This window comes from Massilimicrobiota sp. An105 (assembly GCF_002161155.1).
Lineage (GTDB): Bacteria > Bacillota_I > Bacilli_A > Erysipelotrichales > Coprobacillaceae > Allocoprobacillus > Allocoprobacillus merdigallinarum.
The window spans coordinates 1-24,132 of the sequence record NZ_NFLY01000004.1; the positions used below are offsets into that span (position 1 = coordinate 1).

Genomic DNA, 24,132 nt, shown 5'->3' on the forward strand with positions numbered 1-24,132 from the left:
TTGGCAATGGCCTTGAAAGAATCGTTATTTTTTAGACCATTTTCAATTGTGATTCTATCAAGAGCAGTTAAATGTTTCTGATTAGCCATGATGAGCACCTCCAGTAGAAGGAATACCCATTATTATTATAAAAGTTTGCAGAATTAAATTCTATCATTGGATTTGTAAAATTAAATTCCATATAAATTGATTTAGGGATGGAATTTAGTTTTTCAATTTACGAATTTCTTAAAAAAATACACAATTTTATTTGAAAGCCTTTACATCTCTTAAAACTCTGTTATAATTATTTATGTTAAGTGGTTGTCACTTAAACATACCCCCTATTATCACCCTAACGTGTAAATAATAGAGATAGAAGAAAGTATGCTCCCCCGCATACTTTCTTTTTCTATTTTATGTTATAATATGGAGGAGGTGAAAAATCATGGAAAAAGAGATTCAAAGAACACTTATTTATGATGGTAAAATTATGCAAGTCACAAGAGAAGAAGTCGAATTAGAAAATGGTGAACATGCCTATCGTGAAGTTGTTTATCATCATGGTGGTGTTTGTATCTTAGCTGTTAAAGAACATCAAATCATTCTTGTGAAACAATTTAGATATCCTAATCGTATTCAAACTATTGAAGTGCCTGCTGGAAAGTTAGAAAAAGATGAAGATCCACAAGATTGTGCCTTTCGTGAATTAGAAGAAGAAACAAATAATCGTGCTCGTGATATGAAATTTATTATGAAAGTTTTACCTTCTCCAGGCTATACAAGCGAATGGCTTTATCTTTATGAAGCGATTGATTTTGAAGAAGTCAATGATGCTTTAGCTGGTGATGATGATGAGTTTATTGATATTATCAAGATGGATATTGATGAAGCTTATCAAAAAGTATTAGACGGTGAAATCGTTGATGCAAAAACAGTCATTGCGATTATGTATGCCTATCAAAAAGATCATCAATGATAAAGTGGTAAAGCCACTTTTTTCTTTTATAAACAAAAAAACTATTCCTTGATGGAATAGTTATCATTTTATATTGGCGGTCTGGACGGGGCTCGAACCCGCGACCTCCGCCGTGACAGGGCGGCATTCTAACCAACTGAACTACCAGACCAATATAACAACTGCCAAGGGTTTACATAAATGGCGGAGACAGAGGGATTTGAACCCTCGCGCCAGTTTCCCGACCTACACCCTTAGCAGGGGCGCCTCTTCAGCCTCTTGAGTATGTCTCCTTCAGTTGCCTAACTATAATAACATACCTTTTTAAAGATTTCAATACTAAAATGAAAAAACTTTATACAAAAAAGAGTTAGCGAACTAACTCTATTTATTAAAGAATTGTGGTAAATAATCTTTATGTGCTTCTAATAATTCATCAATCACAATATTAGCAATTTCATCACTTGGACATAATGGATTCATATTTAAAGCTGTCACTGCTAAATCACGATCACCTTTGATGGCTGCTTCAATAACTAAACGTTCAAATGTTTTCATCATATGAACATATCCACTAATTGGTAATCTTAAATCTCCTGTTGCGATAGGTTGTGGACCATCTGCAGTAATACGACAAGCCACTTCTACTGCACTATCCATTGGTAAATCAGCAATAGCGCCATTGTTTCTGACATCCACATATTGAATATCACCTTTATTTATATAGATAGAAGCAATTAAATTACATGCTGCATCAGAATATTTAGCTCCTCCACGCATTGCTAATTGTTCTGGTTTTTCCTGAAGTTCTTCATGACTATATAATTCAAATAATTCTTCTTCAGTCTTGCTGACAACTTCTCCACGAACTGTTCCTGTTTTCAATTGTTCTAATTCTTCTTCTAATTGTTCTTTTGTAAAGAAATAGTAATTATGATATGGACAAGGAATGGCTTTTAATCCTTTGATAAATGATGGAGAGTATGGTAAAGATACGAAGTTTTTCATTTGAATTGTATCTTCAGGTTTCAAATATGCATATTTATGCAATAATTCATCAAAACGTGAAACCCCATCAACAAAAACATCAGTTGCAAAAATAAAGTGGTTAACCCCTTGAACTTCCATTGTCACTTGACTTTCATCAACATTTAACATTTTTGCAAAACCAGCAACCATATTCACTGGAACATTACAAAGTCCAATGGCTTTTTTAAAGTTTGTATAGCGTAAAATAGCTTCAGTCACCATTCCAGCTGGATTTGTAAAGTTGATTAACCATGCATTTGGACATAACTCTTCAATATCTTTAACAATATCTAAAATCACAGGAATTGTACGGAAAGCTTTGAACATTCCTCCAGCTCCATTTGTTTCTTGTCCAATTAAACCATGGCTTAATGGAATTCTTTCATCTAACACACGCGCTGGTAAACGTCCAATACGCATTTGTGTTGTGACAAAGTCTGCATCTTTCAAAGCTTCACGACGATCATAACTTAAAATGACTTTCATTGGTAATCCTGCTTTTTTAACCATACGCTTTGCCAACGCACCAACTGTTTCTAATTTTTCACGTCCTGCTTCAATATCTACTAACCATAATTCTCTAACTGGTAAATGATCATATCTTTTAATAAACCCTTCTACTAATTCTGGAGTATAACTGCTTCCTCCACCAATTGTTACAATTTTAACACCATCTTTATTCATTTTGAGCACCTCTTTCTTCTTGATGATTTCATTATAAAATAATTATTCAAAAAAGCAATACAATGAATTGTTAACTATACCGGTATAATTTAGAATGTGATATACTATCTTTAAGGAGTTGATCAATATGACCAAATATGAACGTTTAGCTCAATCATTAGAACAAGATATCATGCAACAGGTTTATAAACAGGGAGAACGTCTGCCTTCGATTGGAACTATGGCTAAAAAACAAGGATGTAGTAAAGAAACAGTGATCAAAGCTTATCAATTATTGATTCATCAACATTTGATTTATGCCAAAGCACAAAGTGGCTATTATGTACTTGGTTCCCCTATCTTACCAATATCCAATACAAAAGAATTTTCACTAGAAACAGGGAATCCTGCAATCAAAGCAACATCTTTAGAAGATGCCAAACATTGCTTATCTTTAGCTATTGAAGAATATAGGGAATCTTCATTGAACCTGTCTTTACAAGGTGTTCAATCTTTACGCCAGACTTTAGCCGACTTCTTTTTTGACATGGGCATTTATACTCAAGAAAGTTCTATCTATCTGATTCAAGGTGTTACACAAATGTTATCTTTTTTATCGGCTATTGATTTTCCTAATCAGCATACATATATTCTGATTGAAGAGCCAACATATAGTTATTATGTTCAATTTTTAAAATCTCAATCATTGCCTGTTTTGACAATTACCCGTGATGAAAATGGTATTGATTTAACTCAATTACAATATCTCTTTCAACATTATGACATTAAATTCTTTTATACCATTCCACGTAATCATAATCCTTTAGGAACAACTTATTCTACCTCTATGCGTCAAAAAATTGCGCAACTGGCTTTAAAGTATAACGTCTATATTATTGAAGATGATTACTTTGGACATTGTTCATCAACATCACATTATTTACCACTCTATTATTATATGGAAGGACAAAACTGTATTTATCTAACAAGCTTTTCAAAAACAATTCCTTATTTACGTATTGGTGCTGCGATTATTCATAAAGACTTTAAAAACACATTTGAAAAATTGAGTCATCAATCCTACTATTATTCTTATCAATTACCATCATTAATTTCTCAAGCCACTTTAGAATCCTACATTAAAAGCTCACTTTATAAAAAACAAACTCAGCAACTACAAAATCATTTAAAAAAAGATTATCAGATTATCAAAAAAGTCACTCAAAACTGGGATTCACAACTGATTCAAGTGATTTCCAGCTATTCTGGTTACTATTTAACCATTCAATGCCTTGTTGATATCAATCTTGATTTATTTCAAACCAGACTCCAACAAAAACAAATCAAAATTGCCCGTAATGAAAGATGTTTTTATGATCCTTCCCATTTTCATCCTTCGATTCGTTTAAGTCTGGCAAGAATTGATAGTCATGATTTAAAAGAAGCTTTACAAATCTTTTATCAAGTTTTTTTAGACATGTTATAAAAATTTCTTTTTCTTAAATAAAACAATCAATCCAATCACAACAATACAGCTTAATACAATCACAGCTGGATAACCATATATACTTTTTAATTCAGGCATATTTTCAAAATTCATCCCATACCATCCTGCAATTAAAGTCAATGGCATAAAAATCGTTGTGACAACAGTAAAAAATTGCATTGTTTTATTCAGTTTATAGTCTTCTCTAGACTGATGAGCACTATGAGCCTGATTCAAGATTTCTCTTAACATTTCTACATTTTTTGATAAACGCTCAATACGACGTGTAAAGATTTCAAAATATCTTGAATCATCATCTTCAAAAATATGATGATGATTCATTTCTAAATCTTCACCTATCGTCATGAAGTTTTCATAATAATTTTGTAATAACAGCAATTCTTTATTTAACTGTCTTAACTGATTTGTAAAATGCATGGAATCTTCTTCTTGTGTTTCTAGTTCCTCAATTTCATTTTGAAGTTCTTCAAGATACTGATAATCAGCAGCGAGAAGGTCACTTAAAAAATAATAAACAAGTCTTGTAATAGAAACTTCTTTTTGTAAAACATAATCACTGGATGATTGAAAAACCTGATTGATGTGATGATCTTCATCATCAATCACAACAACCAAAAATATATTTTTAAAGATAAATAACGCCAATGAATCTTTCTTTACAAAAATATCTCTTGCATTAATCAAATGAACCAAACCAAAATAATAATGATATGCTGGAATAATCATATTTTGATGAAATAATGAAGGATCTTCTAAACGTTGAATAGCAGCTTCATCAATGCCAAACTCCTGATAACAGGACTTGAGTTCTTCTAAATCCATCATCGCAATATAACGATGTTCCTCTTGAATATCATGAATATTAACAATTTCTTTTTGATGATCAACCTGATAAATCATAACTTTCCTCCTACCAAAAAAGAAATAGAGTTTCCCCTATTTCTTTGTATCAATTAAATCTAATAAATCTTGTACTGTTGTAATTTTCAACAATTCATCATCTTGAAACTCAACACCAATTTCTTCTTCTAATTCAAAGACTAAATCAACCAAATCCAATGAATCAATACCTAAATCTTTAAAAGAAGATTCTTTTGTTAATTCCTGACCTTTTAATTTAGATGATAATCTCTCTTTTATTTTATCAAAATAATTCATTCCTTATTCACCTCATTTTCATTATAATCATATCTTTTAGAAAACACAATCTCTTTTCTTACATAAAAGCTTCTTTATGATTCAAAACATAATTCAGACTTAACATTTCTAAATCTTCTTTTAACTGCAAAAACTCCTGATCCAATAAATCAAACAACCATGAAATTTCACTATAATCCAAGTTTTTCAATTCTTCTATTCTTAATTGCTGATTTTCTGGGACAATCCCTTCATGAAAAATACCATTGCCTCTATCCAAAATCAAAGCAGTACGTTTAGCATTCATTTCTAGTAATGCTTCCACTGTTTCATTAGCATAATTTCCTGATGGCTCTTTGTAATAGGTTTCTATACCACCACTACCCATCATCAAAACAAAAGTCTGACAGAGATAGAAAACTCTTTCGATTCCATTCAATTCATTTAATAAATCTCCGTTTTCACACTTTTGAGAAATCACATTATATAAATCTATGACAATTTGACTATCATCTTCTCTAGATACAATCTCACTGGCCTGTAAAGTCAAATCATCTAATACATCTTCTACTGTTGGCATATTCACACCTCCTATCTCTATTTTATACTTTTTGAGTGAAAAAGTACATAATATCCCTTTATCTTTCCTATAAACATAAGCTATAATAAATGCATGGAAAAAGAAATCTTAAAAATATTAAAACAACACCAAAATGAATATATTTCTGGACAAGATATTTGTGAAAGTTTAAATGTGTCACGTATGACAATATCAACATGTATAAAAAAATTAAAAGAGAAAGGATATCATATTTTATCATCGACAAAAAAAGGATATTGTTTAACTGACGATAATGATGCGATCTTGATTGATCATATCAAAGCACAGATTCCTGATTTTTTTAAGAACATTGAGTATTTTGATGATATTGATTCAACCAATGATTATTTAAAAAGATCACCTCATCAACAGGGAGATATTGTCATTGCCCAATCACAGACAAAAGGAAAAGGAAGAAATGGAAAAAGCTTTCATTCCCCTCAACAAAAAGGGATTTATTTATCTTTTGTTTTAAAACCAGATCTGACCATTTATGATTCTTTAAAAATCACTGCATGCCTGGCTGTATCGCTAGTCAAAACGATTGAAAAAAATTATCCTGTTTACCCTCAAATCAAATGGGTTAATGATATTATGATTCAGGATTTAAAGGTTGCAGGAATTTTATGTGAAGCGAGTCTTGAAATGAATACAGCTCGTATTGAAAATATGATTGTCGGTATTGGTATCAATGTTCATTCTTATACAATGCCTAATGAACTACAAAATATTGCAGGCTGTATTGAAGACTTTTGTACAACAAAAGTTTCTCGTGAACAGCTCATTATAGATTTTTTTCATATTTTCTATCAAGATTATCAAAACTTACAGACATCTTCATTTCTTGATTTTTATCGTCAGCATTCTTATATTTTACATCAAAATATTACCGTCTATGAAAATAATCAGACCTATACAGCTTATGTTTTAGATATTCATGATGATGCATCATTAAAGATTCAAACTGAAAAAGGCATCAGTCAGCTTTGTTCTGGAGAAGTTTCTATACGAAAAAAAACATCGTCGTAACGATGTTTTTTTATGGCTTTAAATAAGTTTCAATATGTTCCTGATTCAAATCTTCTCCAATGACAATCACAATATCCTGTCCATCAGATATAGGTTGTAAAGAGATATGATCTTGAGTGGCATTCAATTCCATCCATTGTTGATTTTCAGATATAAATCCTTTGATACGAAAAACATGTCCACATGACAAATCATGAAAAATAGAATCAATAGCTTTCTTGAATTCTGTCTGATTCAAACGATTATTCATAAAATATAATGATGTATATGCTTTTTGATAATCAATCTCATGTTTCATATAATCACTCAACACATAACTTTTATTCATAAAACTTTGGAAATCTTCGTCCGTCCATTGCATCCAATGTGTATCAAAATCCGTTTCTTGAAGCACTCTTTGACATTGTACATCATAAAGAGATTGTTGAATGAAATGAATTGTCTGTTTCACTTCTTCCAAACTGGCTTCCTGATAATGACTCAATAAAATACATCCTGCATGAGCAACTTGAGAAGCTAATAAAAAACGTGAAGTCTTTGATAAATGCTGTTCAATTTGAGCATTGACAACAGCAAAAACATTTCCTATTTCATACCAGTTTTCTAAAGGTTCTTCATGTAAGACATCAAAGAATTCATCAACATCATATATACCAGATGGTTCAACCAAAAGATAATCATATTTTAACATGCCCATTGAAATGAGTTTGGTCTTGAAACGTCTTTGATGCGTTTGGCGATCACAACCACCCGCAATCATTTCTAAATCACATTGTGTACCTAATGATTCCTGTAAAAGCATCATATCCACATTGACAGCGCCAAAGTCATTTTCAATGATACCCACTTTATATCCCTGCTTCACCAGATAACTGGCATAATGTTTAATAAATGTAGTCTTTCCTGAACCTAAAAAACCAGTAATTAAATCTACCTTTGTCAAATTACCATCTCCCTTCATTTATGGAATTATCTTTTATAAACATGTTCAAATGAGTGTCATAAAAAGAAGCTCATTAATTATTGATTCTATCTGTATTTAATCAGTTTAATAAACACCCCCATCAAAAATCATAATACCACTTTTCATGAATCTATTGAATTATAATCATACTTAAACATTGATAAGTTGAATAACTTGTCTATAACATCATATAGACTTGTGATTATATGGCATATTTTAACATATTTTTTAATATTCTACTACTTTCATGATCATGAAAAAAGAGGGAATGGACATGTTCCCTCTATCATTTTATTCATTTGTTCCCATACTCATCGTTTCAGGCAATGTACTTCCACCATCAATAACAAACTGTGAACCAGTGATATAACTTGACTCATCACTACCTAAAAATGCAAATAATTCTCCAACTTCTATTGGTTTGGCAAGTCTTCCCATTGGAACGCCTTTGGCAATATCAGCAATTGCACTTTCTGGATCATCTGGATTTGATTCTACTGCCATCTTTTCAACCATTGGTGTTCTGGCATAACCAAGTTGTGAACAGTTCACACGAATATGACGGCTGGCATATTCAACCGCTAGACATTTTGTTAAACCAACCAAAGCAGCTTTTGTCATGGCATAAGCTGCTTCTCCTGCATCAGCCACAATATCTCCAGTCACGGAAGAAGCAATCACAATACTTCCTTTCCCTTGTTTTAACATATAAGGAATGACTGCCTGACAAGTATTCCATACACCTTTGATATTGACATCAATATGAAAATCTCTCATTTCATCACTCATTTGTTCAAATGGTGCTAAGCGACAAACTCCAGCATTACAGCAGGCAATATTCACTTCTCCAAATGTATCCACTGTCTTTTGAACTGCTTCTTTCATTTGATTTTTATCAGCAACATTACCCACATAAGTGATGATATCACCATGATATTGATCACGTAGCTTTTGAGCTGTCTGTTCAACATCTTTCGATAAATCAATCATACAGATTTTAGCTCCATATTTCACATAGGCTTCTGCAATACCTTCACCCAATCCAGCAGCCGCTCCTGTAATGATTGCAACTTTTCCATCTCATTTTCCCATAAATTCATGTCTCCTTTATTATTATCTATATCTTTATTGTAATCCTTTTGAACATAACACTCAAACATTTCATGTCTGATTTATATTTTCTATATCCAGTCGCTTCATATATTGAAGCGGAACCTTTTTCACGAGCCAGATATAATTAGCTGAAAGATAAAAAATAATGCCATCCTGATACATTTGTTTCGCATCAATTTGATAGATAACAGGTTCTCCATGTCTTTTTCCTACTTTTATAGCTGTTTCAACATCAGTCGATAAATGAACATAAAGTCGCGACTTAGAAATCAAACCTTGCTGTTGAATAGAAGATACATACTTTTTAGCTGTTCCATGATATAAAATATCAGGTGGCACTGCATGTTTGAATTCAATATCAACAGGTATAGAATGACCCTGATTAGCGCGAATCAAAGTATGATCTTCATTAAAAGCATATCTTTGTTTTGAATCAGTGCGAACAATCTCTTCTAATATCTCTCGTTGAAATTGTGGATATCTTTTTTGAATACCTTTGATTAATTCATCTACATGTGCCCAGCCATGTTCATCTAAGGTTATCCCTGCCTGTTCAGGATGATGACGTAACAGTAATGCCATGTAACGACTTATAGGTGTCAATTTCATATTTACTTAAACCCTCCTGACTTTCTTTTTGAAATGCTGTTCATAAATATAGCGATATCTTGCTACATCTTTTTCAACATAACAGAATTTATTGATGATATCGTTTAAATTGAATTTTGATTTCAAATTTATTATACAAGAAAATCATATTTCTTAATAATATTTTCTATGAAGCATTGATAAATAATGATATGAATAAAGTCATTTGATGGATGTATTTGAAAATTAATTTGAAATATGATAAAGTTTAGACATTCTTGATTAAAATCAGGAGAAGGGAGAAAAAATGGAAAAATTATTTAAATTGAAAGAAAATGGAACGACTGTTTCAACAGAAGTGATGGCTGGAATTACAACATTCTTTGCGATGGCTTATATTATTGCAGTCAATCCAAATACATTATCACAAGCTGGAATGGAATGGGGAGCTGTCTTCTTAGCTACAATTATTTCTGCAGTGGTTGGAACTTTAATTATGGGACTTGTAGCAAATGTTCCTTATGCTCAAGCACCTGGAATGGGATTGAATGCATTTTTCGTTTATACAGTATGTTTTCAATTACAATTCACATGGCAACAAGCCTTATCAATGGTTTTTATTTGTGGTTTGATTAATATTTTCATTACTGTTACAAAGATCAGAAAAATCATTATTAAGGCTATTCCACAATCTTTACAAAATGCTATTGGTGGTGGAATTGGTGTCTTTATTGCTTATTTAGGTTTCTTAAATGTTGGTTTTATTACATTTGATAGCGGTGTTCCTGCCATTGCTACATTAAATCAACCTGTTTTATGGATTTTCTTAATTGGATTGGTTTTAGCAGCTATTTTAACATTAAAAAATGTGAAAGGTGGCATTTTAATTGCGATTATTGTCACAACTATCTTAGGTATTCCTTTTGGTGTGACAACCACAACAGATACTGTTAGCTTTAGTGAAGCATTAAGTGCTTTACCTTCAACATTTGGTGTTATTTTTACATCTGAAGGTTTACCTTCATTATTTAGTGATCTGTCTCGTTTACCTTTAGTTTTAATTACTAATTTTGCATTTAGTATGTCAGACACTTTTGATACAATTGGTACATTTATTGGAACTGGTAGACGTAGTGGTATTTTCTCTGAAGAAGATGAAAAAGCATTAGAAACAAGTAGTGGATTCAGTTCTAAAATGGATAAAGCATTGTTTGCGGATGCAACTGCAACATCTATTGGAGCTATTTTTGGAACTTCAAATACAACAACTTATGTAGAAAGTGCTGCTGGTATTGGGGCTGGGGGTCGTACAGGGTTAACATCTGTTGTCACAGCCATCTGCTTTGCTTTAAGTGCCTTTTTAGCAACTTTTGTCAGTGCCATTCCTTCAGCTGCAACAGCACCAGCATTAATTATTGTTGGATGTATGATGGTTTCATCATTTGCTGAAATTGACTGGTCAAATTTAGAAGATGCGATTCCAGCTTTCTTTGCAGGTATCTTTATGGCTCTTTGTTATAGTATTTCTTATGGTATTGCCAGTGCCTTTATTTTCTATTGTTTAATTAAAATCTTTAAGAAACAAGCCAAAGATATTCACCCTATTATTGCTGGTGTTGCATTATTATTTATCTTAAACTTTGTCTTACTTGCGATTATTTAATACAAAAAATTCAGGAGTTGACTCATCAGAGCAACTCCTTTTTCATAGAAATATTTAGCTATTATATTTGAGACGAATATATTGAACAAGTTCTTCGTATTGATGTTTTAATAAAAACGGATTATCTAATAGTTGTTCTATAAGTTCTTTGGCTTCTAATTGAGAATGATTTTTGATAATCATGTCTACCTGTGCTTTATATTCATTGAGATCCTTAATAATATAATAAGAATGTGATAATCTTATTTTTTTCATGACCTCTTTGATAACACAGATATCTTCTAATGAATCCATAATCTTTTTCAAATCATCATATTGAATACATTCATAAATACCCATATCATATATATCAACAGTATCGTTTTCATCATCATGATGAAATTCTCTTGTCTGATCGTTTTCGACATAATATATTTTATTATTAATTTGTTCAACAACACTTTCAACATAGGCATTATATTTTTGCAAGGCATTTTGTATATCTTTTTGTGAAGCCTCCTGATTGATAAGCTTTTGATAAATGGAATAAGGAATTTCATGATATGTGATATGAGCATGAAGATAGTCATTATACCTTTTTTGTAGAGCATCTGGCTTTGATGTAAAAGAAAGTTTATAAAAATAATCATCGAGCTTTGGTAAGTGAGGCTCAACATCATCAATATTGCTGTAGCCCATCCATAAAAGAACATTTGTTATTTTGGGGGTAAAAATTGCATCATGATGTTTTAACAAACTTTTGTGATCAGCCAAGAAAAAGTCTTGAAAAATGCTAGATACAATACTTTTTAATGCAAAACCTTGCTTATCATAGACAAATGTGATAGGACTCTTTTTTTGCATGAAATGCAACTCTAAATGATAAGAAAAATTCTGATTCAGAAACTGACAATATGCATCAATAATTTCTTTAACAAGCTTATGAGCCATATTTCTTATTTTATAAAGTTCATCATTTTTCATGACTTGTCTTAAATCACGTAAAGTATGAATATTTGCTCTTTTCAGGCAATTGTAACTACGGACACTTAATCCTAGTTCTTCAATAGGTGTATGAAGCAATTCATAAGGTATATTTTCATCAGATGACTGATAAACATAGCCTTTTGCTTTTAATAGAGTATACAATAATGAATCTGGATGTAATTGTTCTTTTAAAACAAGTTCTTTGATTTCATCTTCTATGATTTTTCTAAAATCCATGCAATGATGAATGTCTTGAAATTGAGAAAAGTTTTTATAATTTCCATAATCACGTGATGATGGATAAAATTGTAAAAATCGTAATGGATCCATATCTAAATATTGAGCCATTTGACAATAGTCGTGACATTCTTCTTGACCAATGCCGTAATAATACTGGTTATCAATAGATGAGCAAGACACAGCTTCTTTTTGTTGAGAAGTCAAATGAATATCTTCATGATTATATATGCTGACATAGGCATCATATCCATCCATAGCTACTATTTCATAATTCTGATTTAATAATTCTTTAATATAATATCTCATAACACCCCTCCTACATAGCAAACAACGCTTTCAAATCTTCTGTTGATAATGAAGAAATATTTCCCTCACTGTTTTCTACAAACATGTCTGCTAATTCTTTCTTCTTAGCCTGTAAGATTTGAATTTTTTCTTCAATACTCTCTTTCATAATCAATTGATGTACCATAACATTATGATGTTGTCCAATGCGATAAGCTCTATCCGTTGCCTGATTTTGAGCAGAAATGTTCCACCATGGATCATAGTGGATAACAGCCTGTGCCTTTGTTAGATTAAGTCCTGTTCCTCCTGCTTTTAAAGAAATCAAAAAGACATCAGCCTCACCCTCTTGAAAACGCTGTACAAGTTCTCGTCTTGTTTCCTTAGAAGTTCCACCAGTTAAGATAAAATAACGAATGCCATTTAATTTTAGTTCTTCTTCCATCAAATCGAAGACTTTTGTAAAAGATGAAAATAATAAGACTTGTTGATGGTTGGCTTTATAATTACAAATCAAATCCATACAAGCTTTCATCTTAGATGAACTTTGATAAATATTATCATATATCATTCTTGGTTCACAGCAGATTTGTCTTAGTTTTGTCAACATTGATAAAATCACAATCTTATCAACTTTTTCCATTTGAAATAATTCTTGAAGTTGTGTATTAATTTGAGCAAGATTGGCAAAATACAATTCACTTTCCTGTTGTGTAAAAGGAATCAATTGTGTTTTTTCTATCTTATCAGGCAATTCTAATAAGACATCTTTTTTATTTCTTCTTAAAATAAATGGTGAAACCATTTTTTGAAGTTGTTGAATTTTCTTTTGATCTTGATTTTTGACAATATCTGTTTCAAATTTCTTTTGAAAATAATGGTAATTATATAAATACTGTGGCATTAAAAAATCAAAGACTGACCATAATTCAGCTAGTGAATTTTCTATAGGTGTTCCTGACAGTGCTAATTTATGCAGAGCATGGAGTTGTTTAACAGATGTTGCATTTTTTGTTTTCTGGTTTTTGATATATTGCGACTCATCAAGAATCACGTATTCAAACTCAATAGCATCATATAACTCTATATCACGACGTATATAATCATAAGAAGTGACATAAAGATGTTTACCACAAATCGCATGTATCATCGTTTTTCTTGTATTCGCATCCGATACAATGCATGTCACTGGTAAAGTTTGAGAAAACTTATGAACTTCATCTTCCCAGTTATAAATTAACGAAGAAGGACATACAACTAAACTTGGCTTGTTTGTTTCTAACTGATCCAACAAAGCAATAACCTGTAATGTTTTTCCTAATCCCATATCATCAGCCAATATCCCATTGAATCCCAATTCATAAAGTGTTCGTAACCATTGATAACCCTCTTTTTGATAATCTCTCAATAGTTGATTGTAGTATGGTGTTAAAGGATAAAGATGTTGTGTATGCTGATGAAATTGTTGAATAAGTTTTTGAAAGGATTCATCTCTTTCAATTTGTATATGTTGTAATTCTGTTGCATTATTATCCAATGCAAATACACGATTTTTATTTAAAGTCAGACTTCCATTTTGAATATCATTTGCATTGATATGATATTCATCCATAAAATTTGATAGTTCTTCCAAATCAGGTGATTCAAGATAAAGAAGTTCACCACTTTTTAAACGATGAAATTTCTTTTTGCGACGGTATTTCGACAAAACTTCAGCAATTTCCATTTGTGGAATTTGAGTACTTTTCATATCTAAAGATATAAGATCATGATCAACTTTAACACCGACCTGAATTTGATAATGAACAGGTTTCCCAATTTTCTTTAATGCTTCTGAAATATATATTTCACTGTATTGTTGGAGAAATTCAATACCTGTATGCATAAATTCATATGTTTTTTCATCATAACTATTAAAATAGGCACAACCATTCTTTTCATCAATTTGCTGACAATGTTCACGAAAATATGTTTCTACAATATCCTGTTGAACGGTTGTCATTAAATCATTTTGAAAAGCATGAATTCGATTTTGATTTTCATCTTCATAATAAATCTTAAAATAAATTTGTTCATTTTCATTCATATCACCATATATTTTAATAAAAGTATAAGATGACTGGATAAGTTCAAAATCACATTCTAAATCAAAAGAATTTTGCATAGGTGTCCATACATATTTATAAAAGTCATCAAAATCTTCTTCTTTAATAAAGATAGGTTCTTTAAGTAAATGAAGTAAAGCATCAAAAGATTTATCATTTAAATTTATCTGAAGACGCTGAATATTTGTCTGTGAATCAGATTTTGAAATAAAATAAATATAATGATTACCATGATAAAAGACATTTTCATCTGTGACACGAAGTATATAGTAATGATTGTCTTTGATTAATCGCACTTTGATAGCATAATCAATATTTTCAAAATGGCAATGATTTAAATCTAATTCTTTATAGACATCATAAAATTCATCAATAAATTCTGTATGAATATATAAATATCTTCCTATATTGAAATCTCTTCGAAAATCAAAAAAGTAGTTATCGCGATAAATCTCATTCATTGTATTTTTAGCATTTTTAAGAAAATCAATCTGTTTTAATGCTTCATCTGTAAAAGCTTCACGTGTATGAACAAATTGTAGAAATTTGCCATATTTGACCTGCTCCTCATTCTCTATATGTTCCAAGAATTCATCAATATTCTTAATAATGTATTTTTTCGTATTACCAATCTTATATTCTAAATATAAATCATCATCGTCATTATAAAAAGAAGGTGTTAATTGATATTTTTCATGAGAAATTGATGAGCTTACCTGATTATGATAATATTCTTTATTTTGTTGAATTAAATTATTTGTTTCTAAAGCTCTTAAAGCATAAGCGCGCTGAAGTTGTTGTTGGCGATGTTCTTCTTGTCGCTTTTTTTCTTCTTCAATTTGAGAATTGGTATAGTGGTATGGAAAAGATGGAATCTCCAGTTGATTTAACTTCAATAAAACTGCACCAATATGAGCACATGGGCTCCCATCACGGCACCAGATACATTCACAATTGTAATCCGTTAAACTGTACTCCTCATCAAAGGAAAAAGAACATTGAAACTCTTCACTTCTAACTCTCACGACAGCATCAACATGATATCCATTTTCCACTTGTTCAAGATCAATGCTTAAAACATTATCATAACGATCATAACTTTTAGCAATAGATATATTATTTGGATTAGAAAATAAAGTTAATAAATTAAAATCAGTTTTCATAGATGAATTCTCCTTATATGTGCACATTATATCATATTTTGTCATAATAAAAAGAGCCATATCATGACTCTTTGAAAATGTTTTGATTACAGATTCACAATTTCCTGTTCCAGCTTACAATTGTGCGTTAGCATATAACTGATAACTTCTAAATGATGTTTTTCCTGCAGTTTCTCTAATCGACGTCTATCATTTTGCGTTAAGGATTTACAATAAGCCTGATAGTGCTGTAATGTGGGAATATCCATGCCAAGCATCTCAAAAGGAATCTGTGTTTTTTCTTTTAAATGATAATAGATATAAAATCCTCCTGCATCAATATCACCAAAATGATAAAACTTTAGATGGGGATAAAGCGCATATATTTTTGTCAGCAACGAACGTCTTAAAGCATTATGATAACCACCTAAGTAAATCACAAGTGTATTATCTAAAACAGTATCATAAAATGAAGTCAGATTTTCAATGGTCAAAACATTCTGATCTTGGATATCCAAGATATGTAATTGTTCTATATTTTCACTCATCAAAGAAAAGGGACTTTTTAAACGCCCTAAATCAATGACTTGACCATTGAGTTCAATGACCATGCGTCCCCTTAAATAGAGAAAACCAGGATTTTTCATAATATTGAAATATGCAAAAGCATCATCTTCATCCGCAAAACTTTCCGGACAGTAATCAAATAAAATATGTAATAAACGTGTTTTGATAACTTCTAAACGTTTAGAATCTTTTAAAATTGCTAAAGAAAACTTTCTTAATGAAATTTCATAATTTTGTAATGGCAAAGCTTTTAAAACAGTGAAAATATCTTTGATTTCCTGAATATCATCAAGATTCAAATAACGATAAACCGACTGAAACAAAGAAAGCTTTTTTAACATATCTACGCGAAAAGTCTCCAACCATTCATATGAAAATGTTGTCTGTTCCAATAGCTGAATAACTGTCTTTCTTGTTTCTAAAGAAAAAGTTCGATTTGCATATTGATAGGCTTTTTCAATATTCATTAAAGAAAGTTCAATATCATCAATACCATCTAGGTCCATTGATAAACTCACGATATGTAATTCTCTTAAATCATGAAGTGCTTCATCAATCAACAAACGTTCATGATAATAATCACTGTTATCATATTTAGGAAACAGTTTACGCACTGGTGTATGAATACGTAAATGTTTATCTGAGCCTTGTTTAGACAAAACACTACGTTCATATTTATCTAATAAATGATTTAAAACCAATTTTCCACATTTATTCATGAATGATTTCCTCGACAAAAGAATGATCTCCAGATTTGATAATCGCTAAAGTGGTATCAACATAAGGCATAATTGTACTAGCCCTATCAGGTGGAACTGCAATAATAATCTGAACATTGAGTTCATTATAAAATTTCATCATAGACTGAATCCTTGTTTCATCCATATTATTAAATGCTTCATCAAATAAAACAACACATCCTGAATCTTCCTGATATCGTTGCTTAATAAGCTGTTCAAAGCTTGAAGCAATCACAACATAAAATGGTGTCTGTGTCTCTCCACCTGATTTTTCACGATTGACCTTAGAAAACTTTGTGAAATCACCATTTTCATGAGTTATCTTGATATCATAATCAAGATATTCACGATAGTCTGTATATTTTCTGAGTAACTTTTCTCCACTTTCATTATCATCTAATAAAGCCATTTGTTTAAACAGCTCATCCATAACATGACGATTTTCTTGTGATAACGTCGTAACAAATAAATTGTCGCTGTTATATTGCTGGTTTGTACTGATGATATCATAATATTGTCGATATTCTGGTCGGCGACTTGGATTGACTTCAAATTCATAGTGATCTCCATTAAAGTTTTTATTTTTCAATCCTTTATTCAGTTCCTGAATGTCTTTTTTAGCTTGTTGAATCTTTTCATAAAGCCTTGAAATAAATGATTCCTGGAAAGACATTTCACACTTCATGCGTGCCTGACGAACATCTTCCTGTCGCTTCACAATTTCGATATCTCTTAACTGATAATACATCGTTAAATAGGCATCAATGTTTTCAACACTTTCTTCATAACCCATTTTAGCTTCATGATTAAAGGAACGCATATGATATTCCACATCTTTTTGATCTTTGATAACTTGTGCATTATCTTCATTGATACGTGATTGCAGCTGATGATTGATTGTCTGATACTGATATCTGCCATAACGTTTTTGGTAACGTTGTTTGATTTTTTCAACTTCTGGATCAAGTGTTACAGGAAGTGGTGGTAAAGATGACAAAGTCTGTTCCAAAGATTCTAAAGACTTCTGGTTATTTTCCATGCTGACTGTTTCATAACTATATTGATTTTGTTTCTCTGTCAGCTGATTTTGAACTGTTTTCAATTCTTTTTGAAGATGTTCAAGCTGGAACATCAAAGTCATAATGGAATCATCTTCTTCAATCTCACTTAAGCGTGTTTTTAAATCCTGAATTTGTTTTTCAAGCAGACAATAATCATCAATAATATAGAAATTTCTAACAAGATCGCTGATATGTGACTGTTCAATCCAATGGACAATTCTTGATGCATCCTGTTTTTGTTTTTCTATCTGTGTCATCTCCTGCTTTAAATCAGTTAATTTTTGGTGAATGATCTGCTTTTGAATTTTCATAGCTTCTTGTCCAAGATATGGTTGTTGGTAGATTTTAGGATTGATAGCTCTCACAGCATAATTTTGATAAACCATGCATGTCTTTGTGATTGCAATTGGATATTGTGTCAAATCTTCAACATGTTCAACACAATGAACCTTATTTAAAATCATATTGGCATAATTTTTGGCATAGCTATTATAACTTGTCACAAACTGTGCCAAGCTATTTTCTGCTGTTTGAGAATATTTCTGTAAAGGAATCACATTTACAATACCGACACCAAAAATATGATGTTCTGCTTTATATTGTTCATAAATTTGCATAGCTTTTTGAAAATAAACAGGTTCAATAATCAAATCAAAGCGCTGCGTATTGAGATAACCTTCAATAGCCTGACGCCATGATTCATCTGTTACTTCCAGATATTCACATAAAGGCTTAACTTCAACTTTTTGCTGAAAATATTCTTCCAGATTCACTGAAAGAACTTCGATTAATTCACTGACTTCTTTGCGATAATAAAAACGATTACGATTCAACAGTTCCATCTGTTTATTGAACTGCTGACTGGTTTCTCTAAGCTGTTTGAACTCATGATTATATTGAGCTATTTTTTGCATATTGACATTTCGTCTTTCATTTAAATCATTACGGATATCAAAAAGCTGTTCACTTAAATACTGACTATCATAATCTTGATTTTGAATACGTTCAACAAAAGTCTCTTTCATTCTTAAACGCTTTAACATTGTGATATCTTCCTGTAATTGTGATATATAGAGCTGATAGTCTTGAGATACCTGTTCAAAACGTCTTTGTTGCTGGTGAAGATTTTCTTCCAGTTCTTTTTTTAAACGATAACTTTCATTAGATTCAAGAGTACTTTCCAATTGAAAGACATCTTTTTGTAAATCATGCAACTGATTTTGAATCAAAGATATCTGTTGTTCCATATCTTGAATCATTTTTTTGTTTTTCGCAATTCCCTGTACCAATTGTCCTTTTTGATAATTTAAGCTTTCTATATAAAACACATCTTTTACAAATTCATAATTTTTTAAATGTTTCAGTGTTTTTTGATATTGTTGGTATGTTCTTTCAATTTGTTCTAATAGTTCCATACGCTTCTGTTGTTCTTTTAAGACATCACTTAAATGTCTATAAGCATGAATATTATTACGTAAATCATCAATTTTGACAGGATCTTCATTCAATAAAAAATCATAAATAAAATTATATACCTGATTAATAGGCTTAAATGCCAGGGCTCGAGGTATCAGTTCAAAATATTTTGAAGAGACACCTAAACTTTGTCTAAAAAGTGAAGGAACCTGACTCTTCTTATCTGCAAAATTGGCTTTAAGCTTGCGTCTTTGTAATTCTTTTCTAAATTCGTTACGATTATAAATATGTCGTTTATGAATAAACAAATCATCCTGTATATTTTGGTCTAAAACTTGAAAAAAGAGTTCCTTTTTTATATTGGCCTGACTTAATTCAAGGACGACACCTATTAGTTGTGAACGTTTGGATGTTTCATCAAAATATTCTAAGACAATGTAAGAAACTACATCCCCAGTACGTAAAAATGGCTTACCTTCTCGTCCTAGTTTTCCACGCATATACCCTTCTATATTACGTTTTCCAGAATCATTAGCTGCACTGTTAAATTTGGCTTTCCCTGCAGTTAAAACATATTGAAGGGCATCCAGCAATGTTGACTTTCCTGTTCCATTTTCTCCAGTAATCACGACATTATTTTTGATTTCAATTGTTTCATTACTAAAAAGATGCCAGTTAATAATCTTCATCTTCACGAGCTTCTTCACTTTTGTCACCACCTTGTCTGCTGTATTCTGCTAATCGATGATCAATATCTTCTATCCGTTGAACTGGCAAAACATAGAGTATTGTTGGATAAATGATAATGATTGATTGATCATCATCACTTTGTCCTGTTGTGTCAATAATATGATAACGTCTTAAAATACGCAATATGTCTCTCATTTCACCTTTATTGATGCGTTTTTCAAATAATCCTGTGACAATCATAGCGTCATGAAGTTCTTCCATTGTCATTGTAATCTGATCTATTAATGAAACTTCCTGCATCTTCTGATAATAGAATCTTCTAAAAAGCAATAAAACAATGGATTCATTTTTCTTCAATGTATAACGATTATAATTTTGTAAATTATATAAATTAATGACTTTATCTACTTGATGATGTTCTACAACATAATCCATTAATGCAAAGTATTGAACATATAAATCTAATTCACTAACAATTTTATAATAGTCATCCTGATCTTTAGGACGACTGGCACAGATATAGTTATAACTCAATAATTTATTACACAAACGTGAAAATTCTTCTTTTTTCGAGTCACTTAAACGTACATAATGATTATAAAATGTTGTGGCCTGCTGATATTTATTCATGTCATCTCTCCTTTACCAAAAAGTCCTGAAAACGATAATGATTGATTATCACTTCTTCATTTAAAGGCTCTACCTGATATTTGGTCTGATAGCTAAATCCATAAAGATAAATAAAGACAAAATAAATCAAATCATTTTGTGTCTCTAATGGTAATTGTGAACCTTTAAAAGGTCCATTCTTTAATAATAACATCACTTTTTCTTCAATTTTTTTATGAGAATAATTTTCTGATCTTTTGATTCTTTCTATAGATTCCATTTTTTCCTTTTCATCTAAAATGACAGTATCTTCGATTTGTGTTTTCATTGGTTTACTTATTTGACGAGGAATATATAAAGAATCACGATTAATCATCTGATTGATATAGATATTACCTAAATCATTAACATCATTTCCACTGGCAATGGATTTTATGATATTATTGATTTTTCCTTCAATATCATTTTGATTGTTCAATAAGAAAGTGATACGATGAATCGCTGATTCAATAAATTTATTATTCTTACTATCAATTTCCTGCATGATATCCTCAATATGTTCAAAAGATTGCATGATATATTCTTTCTGATTCATCAATAAATCATAAGCATGATCATGTTCGATACCTTTTCTTTCCATAATATTATGAATAATCAAACTGACATAATCCTGATTATCCATCACTTCCTGAATACGTGAAAGAATGCTCTGACGATATTTAGAAGGATTATCATAGGTTGTCAGATTGTAGTAGGCACGATCAATGATTTTTGTCTGATATTCCTGCAGTAAAGAATTTAATAATGCCTGCAAGTCATCTTTTATGCCATCATCTAATAGTTTTTGAATATATTTTTTGATATTGGAATTCAAATTTTTTAATTTATGAATTAAATCTTTGGTATTTTCATAAGCTGTTTCAAAAATCAAATCTCCTCGATGAATATCAAAGTTTTGAAATGATGTATATATATTATATATAAGTCCTGAATATTCTTCACTTTCTCTTACATCTTCTAAATGAAACAAACAATCCATAATCTGAATACTATAATCTTCAAAAGTGATAAACACTTCATAATTTTCACCAACCTCTTCATGAATCCATCCACAATCCTTTAAACGCTTTAATACATACAAAGCCTTATCTCTAGAATTGTTCAAACTTTCTTCACTGTCAATCGTAGTAAGATGTGTTTCAAAGTAATCCTGAAATATCGTTAATAGCTGTTCCCTTGTACATGAAAAAGAAAGATCATTTTGAAATGACTGATAAGCTAAATAGACACAATCTGACAATATACGCTTATTATCACCTATAAAAATATAGAAAAATTGATTTGGTATCACATCAAATAAATTATGCATAAATCTTCCCTTTCTCTCAATTATTCATATTATAGCATATAATGACATAAAAAACCGTTCTTTTCAAACGGTTTTATAAAACAAAATGTAGACATTATACTTGTTTTGCATATTTTAACATTTCAGTTTTAAAAGCATGTTTACGTGAATATTTTTTGATATAGTCTTTCACAAATGTTTCCATGCTTGTAATGTTTTTATTGAGATATAAAATCTCTGATAAAACAACAATTTCTTGTGCAACCTCATAATAGCTATGACGATGAGTTCCTCCTACAATAACCTCAGTTCTTTGTTCGATTTCATCTTTTAACCATTGGATACATTTCTTTTTGAATTCATCAGTTATCATGTATTTTTCTTTCCAGATATGAAATAACTGATAGAAATCTTCTCCACTTACTTTTAAACTACGCCTTAAATCATCCATAACTGCATCATCAGCCACAAAATGCATCTTTTCTGGTTTCAGATACATGAGTAATAATGGTATAAGTATTCCTTTTAAATTTGATGACCATCCAAGATTATTTTGATCTTTTTCAGCTTTTTCAAGAATATTTTCGTAGTCTCCTAAGAAAAATAAAAGAATCTCTTTTTGATCAGAAGATAAAGAAGCTTTTTCTTGTTCTAGGGTTGCAAATTCAAAACGAATAGCATAGTTTTTCTTCTGAAATTCAGTTTTTATAAAAGCGATATCACAATCTAATGTATATAATTGCAAACAATGATTAATCTGAGGATTGGATAAGAAAGATATTTTATACAACTCTATATCATCTGGACAGTATGGAATCAGTGTTTCGGCAATCTTTGAACGTATCGTTAAACCTTCATCTAGCTGCTTGAAAGCCTGTGATGCGATAGATTTAGCATGTTCTAATTGATGTAAAGAAAGATCATAGTCAATAACATCTAGATATAAAGATGGATGTTTAGCTCCTATCTCGAAAGTCATTTTTGTTAATTGATTGATATCTCCATAAAGAAAGCATATATCTCTTAAAAGCTTTGCTGCATAGTCTCCTGGCGTATTTTCTAAAAATGATATCCATCGATCATATTCATCATCACTCAGTGTTATCTCTTCTGGTCCAAAAGCCATTAAATCGCTGAGAACATATTCAACCTTACTCTGATTGAAATATGAATACATTTCAGATATATTTCGATGTAGCTGAAAAGCAGCATATAAATAATAAAGTGAATATTGTTCAAGGCTAACATCCATCAAGTTATTTTCAAATAACTCTGCAAAAGATAATTCATATATATCCCCATAATCATATACAGTTTCATATTCTAAATCTTGCAGCTTTTGAAGAATATTGAATCCCTGCTGATATTGACAATTATTGATATATAGAAAAGCATCTTGAATATAATCATTCAATTGATTTAAAAGATCACATTCTTTTGTATAATACGTTATATATTCTGAATCATAGCCATAATAATAATCATCCTCTTCTGTTGCAGGTATCGTTAATTCCCCATCACTCACATCCTTGATAAATTGTTGAAAGTCTTTTTCATGAAAATTGATGATTTGAGAATGTTCAAAATTTAAACTTTTTAACATTTTTTGACGTTGACTTTTATCAAGAACCCTGGCATATTGATAAATCCATTGATTCTTTTCTTCTGCACTCATTGTATTCAATCTTTGTTGAATCTGATTCATATAATCTTTATATTCCATAACAACCTC

At 30.8% G+C, this 24,132-nt stretch carries 17 protein-coding genes, 2 tRNA genes and 1 pseudogene; 4 read left to right on the top strand and 16 right to left on the bottom strand.

Translation table 11 applies throughout. The features are described 5' to 3' along the window. The first annotated feature begins 427 nt into the window (after positions 1–427). On the top strand, positions 428–958 hold the full coding sequence (locus tag B5E48_RS01575; protein WP_087303846.1) for an NUDIX hydrolase: 531 nt from the start codon (positions 428–430) through the stop codon (positions 956–958). A 74-nt stretch (positions 959–1,032) separates the two neighbouring features. Here the strand turns inward: B5E48_RS01575 and B5E48_RS01580 are convergent. From B5E48_RS01580 to B5E48_RS01590, 3 genes are all read right to left on the bottom strand, one after another. Then, a tRNA-Asp gene (locus tag B5E48_RS01580) sits at positions 1,033–1,109 on the bottom strand. Between the two features lie 30 nt (positions 1,110–1,139). Beyond that, positions 1,140–1,230 (bottom strand) — tRNA-Ser (locus tag B5E48_RS01585). Between the two features lie 91 nt (positions 1,231–1,321). Further along, positions 1,322–2,650, bottom strand: a complete 1,329-nt coding sequence (locus B5E48_RS01590; RefSeq protein ID WP_087303847.1) for a 6-phospho-beta-glucosidase — start codon at positions 2,648–2,650, stop codon at positions 1,322–1,324. 127 nt (positions 2,651–2,777) lie between these two features. Between B5E48_RS01590 and B5E48_RS01595 the strand changes: the two genes are divergently transcribed. After that, entirely contained in the window at positions 2,778–4,115 is a 1,338-nt protein-coding gene (locus tag B5E48_RS01595; RefSeq protein ID WP_087303848.1) for an aminotransferase-like domain-containing protein, read from the top strand. On the opposite strand, the gene B5E48_RS01600 is transcribed toward B5E48_RS01595, so the two are convergent. From B5E48_RS01600 to B5E48_RS01610, 3 genes are read right to left on the bottom strand one after another with little or no spacing between them, the layout of a single operon-like run. Continuing rightward, a complete protein-coding gene (locus tag B5E48_RS01600) occupies positions 4,110–5,036 on the bottom strand; it encodes a magnesium transporter CorA family protein (protein WP_087303849.1) in 927 nt (308 codons plus the stop codon). The two genes, B5E48_RS01595 and B5E48_RS01600, sit on opposite strands and share 6 nt — an antisense overlap. A gap of 36 nt (positions 5,037–5,072) precedes the next feature. Further along, positions 5,073–5,294, bottom strand: coding sequence for an acyl carrier protein (locus B5E48_RS01605; RefSeq protein WP_087297475.1), 222 nt, complete (start codon positions 5,292–5,294; stop codon positions 5,073–5,075). Between the two features lie 58 nt (positions 5,295–5,352). Further along, positions 5,353–5,853, bottom strand: a complete 501-nt coding sequence (locus B5E48_RS01610; protein WP_087303850.1) for a DMP19 family protein — start codon at positions 5,851–5,853, stop codon at positions 5,353–5,355. Positions 5,854–5,946: 93 nt separating this feature from the next. On the opposite strand from B5E48_RS01610, the gene B5E48_RS01615 reads away from it, so the two are divergent. Continuing rightward, positions 5,947–6,903 carry a biotin--[acetyl-CoA-carboxylase] ligase gene (locus B5E48_RS01615; protein ID WP_087303851.1) on the top strand — a complete coding sequence of 319 codons (957 nt, stop codon included), beginning with the start codon at positions 5,947–5,949 and terminating at the stop codon, positions 6,901–6,903. A gap of 10 nt (positions 6,904–6,913) precedes the next feature. Here B5E48_RS01615 and B5E48_RS01620 read toward each other — a convergent pair whose 3' ends face one another. The 3 genes and pseudogenes from B5E48_RS01620 to B5E48_RS01630 form a co-directional block, all read right to left on the bottom strand. After that, on the bottom strand, positions 6,914–7,846 hold the full coding sequence (locus B5E48_RS01620) for a GTP-binding protein (protein WP_087297473.1): 933 nt from the start codon (positions 7,844–7,846) through the stop codon (positions 6,914–6,916). 312 nt (positions 7,847–8,158) lie between these two features. Further along, a pseudogene (ucpA, locus tag B5E48_RS01625) lies at positions 8,159–8,935 on the bottom strand (SDR family oxidoreductase UcpA); the annotation flags it as partial. 93 nt (positions 8,936–9,028) lie between these two features. Further along, positions 9,029–9,589 (bottom strand): RNA 2'-phosphotransferase, encoded by a 561-nt coding sequence (locus B5E48_RS01630; RefSeq protein ID WP_087243128.1) that lies wholly within the window; start codon positions 9,587–9,589, stop codon positions 9,029–9,031. Positions 9,590–9,875: 286 nt separating this feature from the next. On the opposite strand from B5E48_RS01630, the gene B5E48_RS01635 reads away from it, so the two are divergent. Beyond that, positions 9,876–11,231 (top strand): NCS2 family permease, encoded by a 1,356-nt coding sequence (locus tag B5E48_RS01635; protein WP_087303852.1) that lies wholly within the window; start codon positions 9,876–9,878, stop codon positions 11,229–11,231. A 54-nt stretch (positions 11,232–11,285) separates the two neighbouring features. Here the strand turns inward: B5E48_RS01635 and B5E48_RS01640 are convergent, their stop codons facing one another. The 7 genes from B5E48_RS01640 to B5E48_RS01670 all read right to left on the bottom strand — a co-directional run bounded on the left by B5E48_RS01640 (position 11,286) and on the right by B5E48_RS01670 (position 24,123). Continuing rightward, positions 11,286–12,743, bottom strand: coding sequence for a DNA-directed RNA polymerase subunit alpha C-terminal domain-containing protein (locus tag B5E48_RS01640; protein WP_087303853.1), 1,458 nt, complete (start codon positions 12,741–12,743; stop codon positions 11,286–11,288). Positions 12,744–12,753: 10 nt separating this feature from the next. Continuing rightward, positions 12,754–15,990, bottom strand: coding sequence for a DEAD/DEAH box helicase (locus B5E48_RS01645; protein WP_158097242.1), 3,237 nt, complete (start codon positions 15,988–15,990; stop codon positions 12,754–12,756). Positions 15,991–16,076: 86 nt separating this feature from the next. Then, positions 16,077–17,255 (bottom strand): Wadjet anti-phage system protein JetD domain-containing protein, encoded by a 1,179-nt coding sequence (locus B5E48_RS01650; RefSeq protein WP_087303855.1) that lies wholly within the window; start codon positions 17,253–17,255, stop codon positions 16,077–16,079. Next, positions 17,248–20,460, bottom strand: a complete 3,213-nt coding sequence (locus tag B5E48_RS01655; RefSeq protein ID WP_143746998.1) for an ATP-binding protein — start codon at positions 20,458–20,460, stop codon at positions 17,248–17,250. Before B5E48_RS01655 ends, B5E48_RS01650 begins: the two co-directional genes overlap by 8 nt. Continuing rightward, the gene (locus tag B5E48_RS01660; protein WP_087303857.1) at positions 20,429–21,073 is read right to left on the bottom strand and encodes a DUF4194 domain-containing protein; all 645 of its coding nucleotides are present in this window, start codon (positions 21,071–21,073) and stop codon (positions 20,429–20,431) included. The genes B5E48_RS01655 and B5E48_RS01660 overlap by 32 nt, the downstream gene beginning before the upstream one ends. A gap of 1 nt (position 21,074) precedes the next feature. After that, positions 21,075–22,421, bottom strand: coding sequence for a Wadjet anti-phage system protein JetA family protein (locus B5E48_RS01665; RefSeq protein ID WP_087303858.1), 1,347 nt, complete (start codon positions 22,419–22,421; stop codon positions 21,075–21,077). Between the two features lie 94 nt (positions 22,422–22,515). After that, positions 22,516–24,123, bottom strand: a complete 1,608-nt coding sequence (locus B5E48_RS01670) for a hypothetical protein (protein WP_087303859.1) — start codon at positions 24,121–24,123, stop codon at positions 22,516–22,518. Positions 24,124–24,132 lie beyond the last annotated feature (9 nt).

Coding starts and splice junctions, on each gene's coding strand:
- B5E48_RS01575 (WP_087303846.1), top strand. CDS start 428: ATGGAAAAAGAGATTCAAAGAACACTTATTTATGATGGTAAAATTATG.
- B5E48_RS01590 (WP_087303847.1), bottom strand. CDS start 2,650: ATGAATAAAGATGGTGTTAAAATTGTAACAATTGGTGGAGGAAGCAGT.
- B5E48_RS01595 (WP_087303848.1), top strand. CDS start 2,778: ATGACCAAATATGAACGTTTAGCTCAATCATTAGAACAAGATATCATG.
- B5E48_RS01600 (WP_087303849.1), bottom strand. CDS start 5,036: ATGATTTATCAGGTTGATCATCAAAAAGAAATTGTTAATATTCATGAT.
- B5E48_RS01605 (WP_087297475.1), bottom strand. CDS start 5,294: ATGAATTATTTTGATAAAATAAAAGAGAGATTATCATCTAAATTAAAA.
- B5E48_RS01610 (WP_087303850.1), bottom strand. CDS start 5,853: ATGCCAACAGTAGAAGATGTATTAGATGATTTGACTTTACAGGCCAGT.
- B5E48_RS01615 (WP_087303851.1), top strand. CDS start 5,947: ATGGAAAAAGAAATCTTAAAAATATTAAAACAACACCAAAATGAATAT.
- B5E48_RS01630 (WP_087243128.1), bottom strand. CDS start 9,589: ATGAAATTGACACCTATAAGTCGTTACATGGCATTACTGTTACGTCAT.
- B5E48_RS01635 (WP_087303852.1), top strand. CDS start 9,876: ATGGAAAAATTATTTAAATTGAAAGAAAATGGAACGACTGTTTCAACA.
- B5E48_RS01640 (WP_087303853.1), bottom strand. CDS start 12,743: ATGAGATATTATATTAAAGAATTATTAAATCAGAATTATGAAATAGTA.
- B5E48_RS01645 (WP_158097242.1), bottom strand. CDS start 15,990: ATGAAAACTGATTTTAATTTATTAACTTTATTTTCTAATCCAAATAAT.
- B5E48_RS01650 (WP_087303855.1), bottom strand. CDS start 17,255: ATGAATAAATGTGGAAAATTGGTTTTAAATCATTTATTAGATAAATAT.
- B5E48_RS01660 (WP_087303857.1), bottom strand. CDS start 21,073: ATGAATAAATATCAGCAGGCCACAACATTTTATAATCATTATGTACGT.
- B5E48_RS01665 (WP_087303858.1), bottom strand. CDS start 22,421: ATGCATAATTTATTTGATGTGATACCAAATCAATTTTTCTATATTTTT.
- B5E48_RS01670 (WP_087303859.1), bottom strand. CDS start 24,123: ATGGAATATAAAGATTATATGAATCAGATTCAACAAAGATTGAATACA.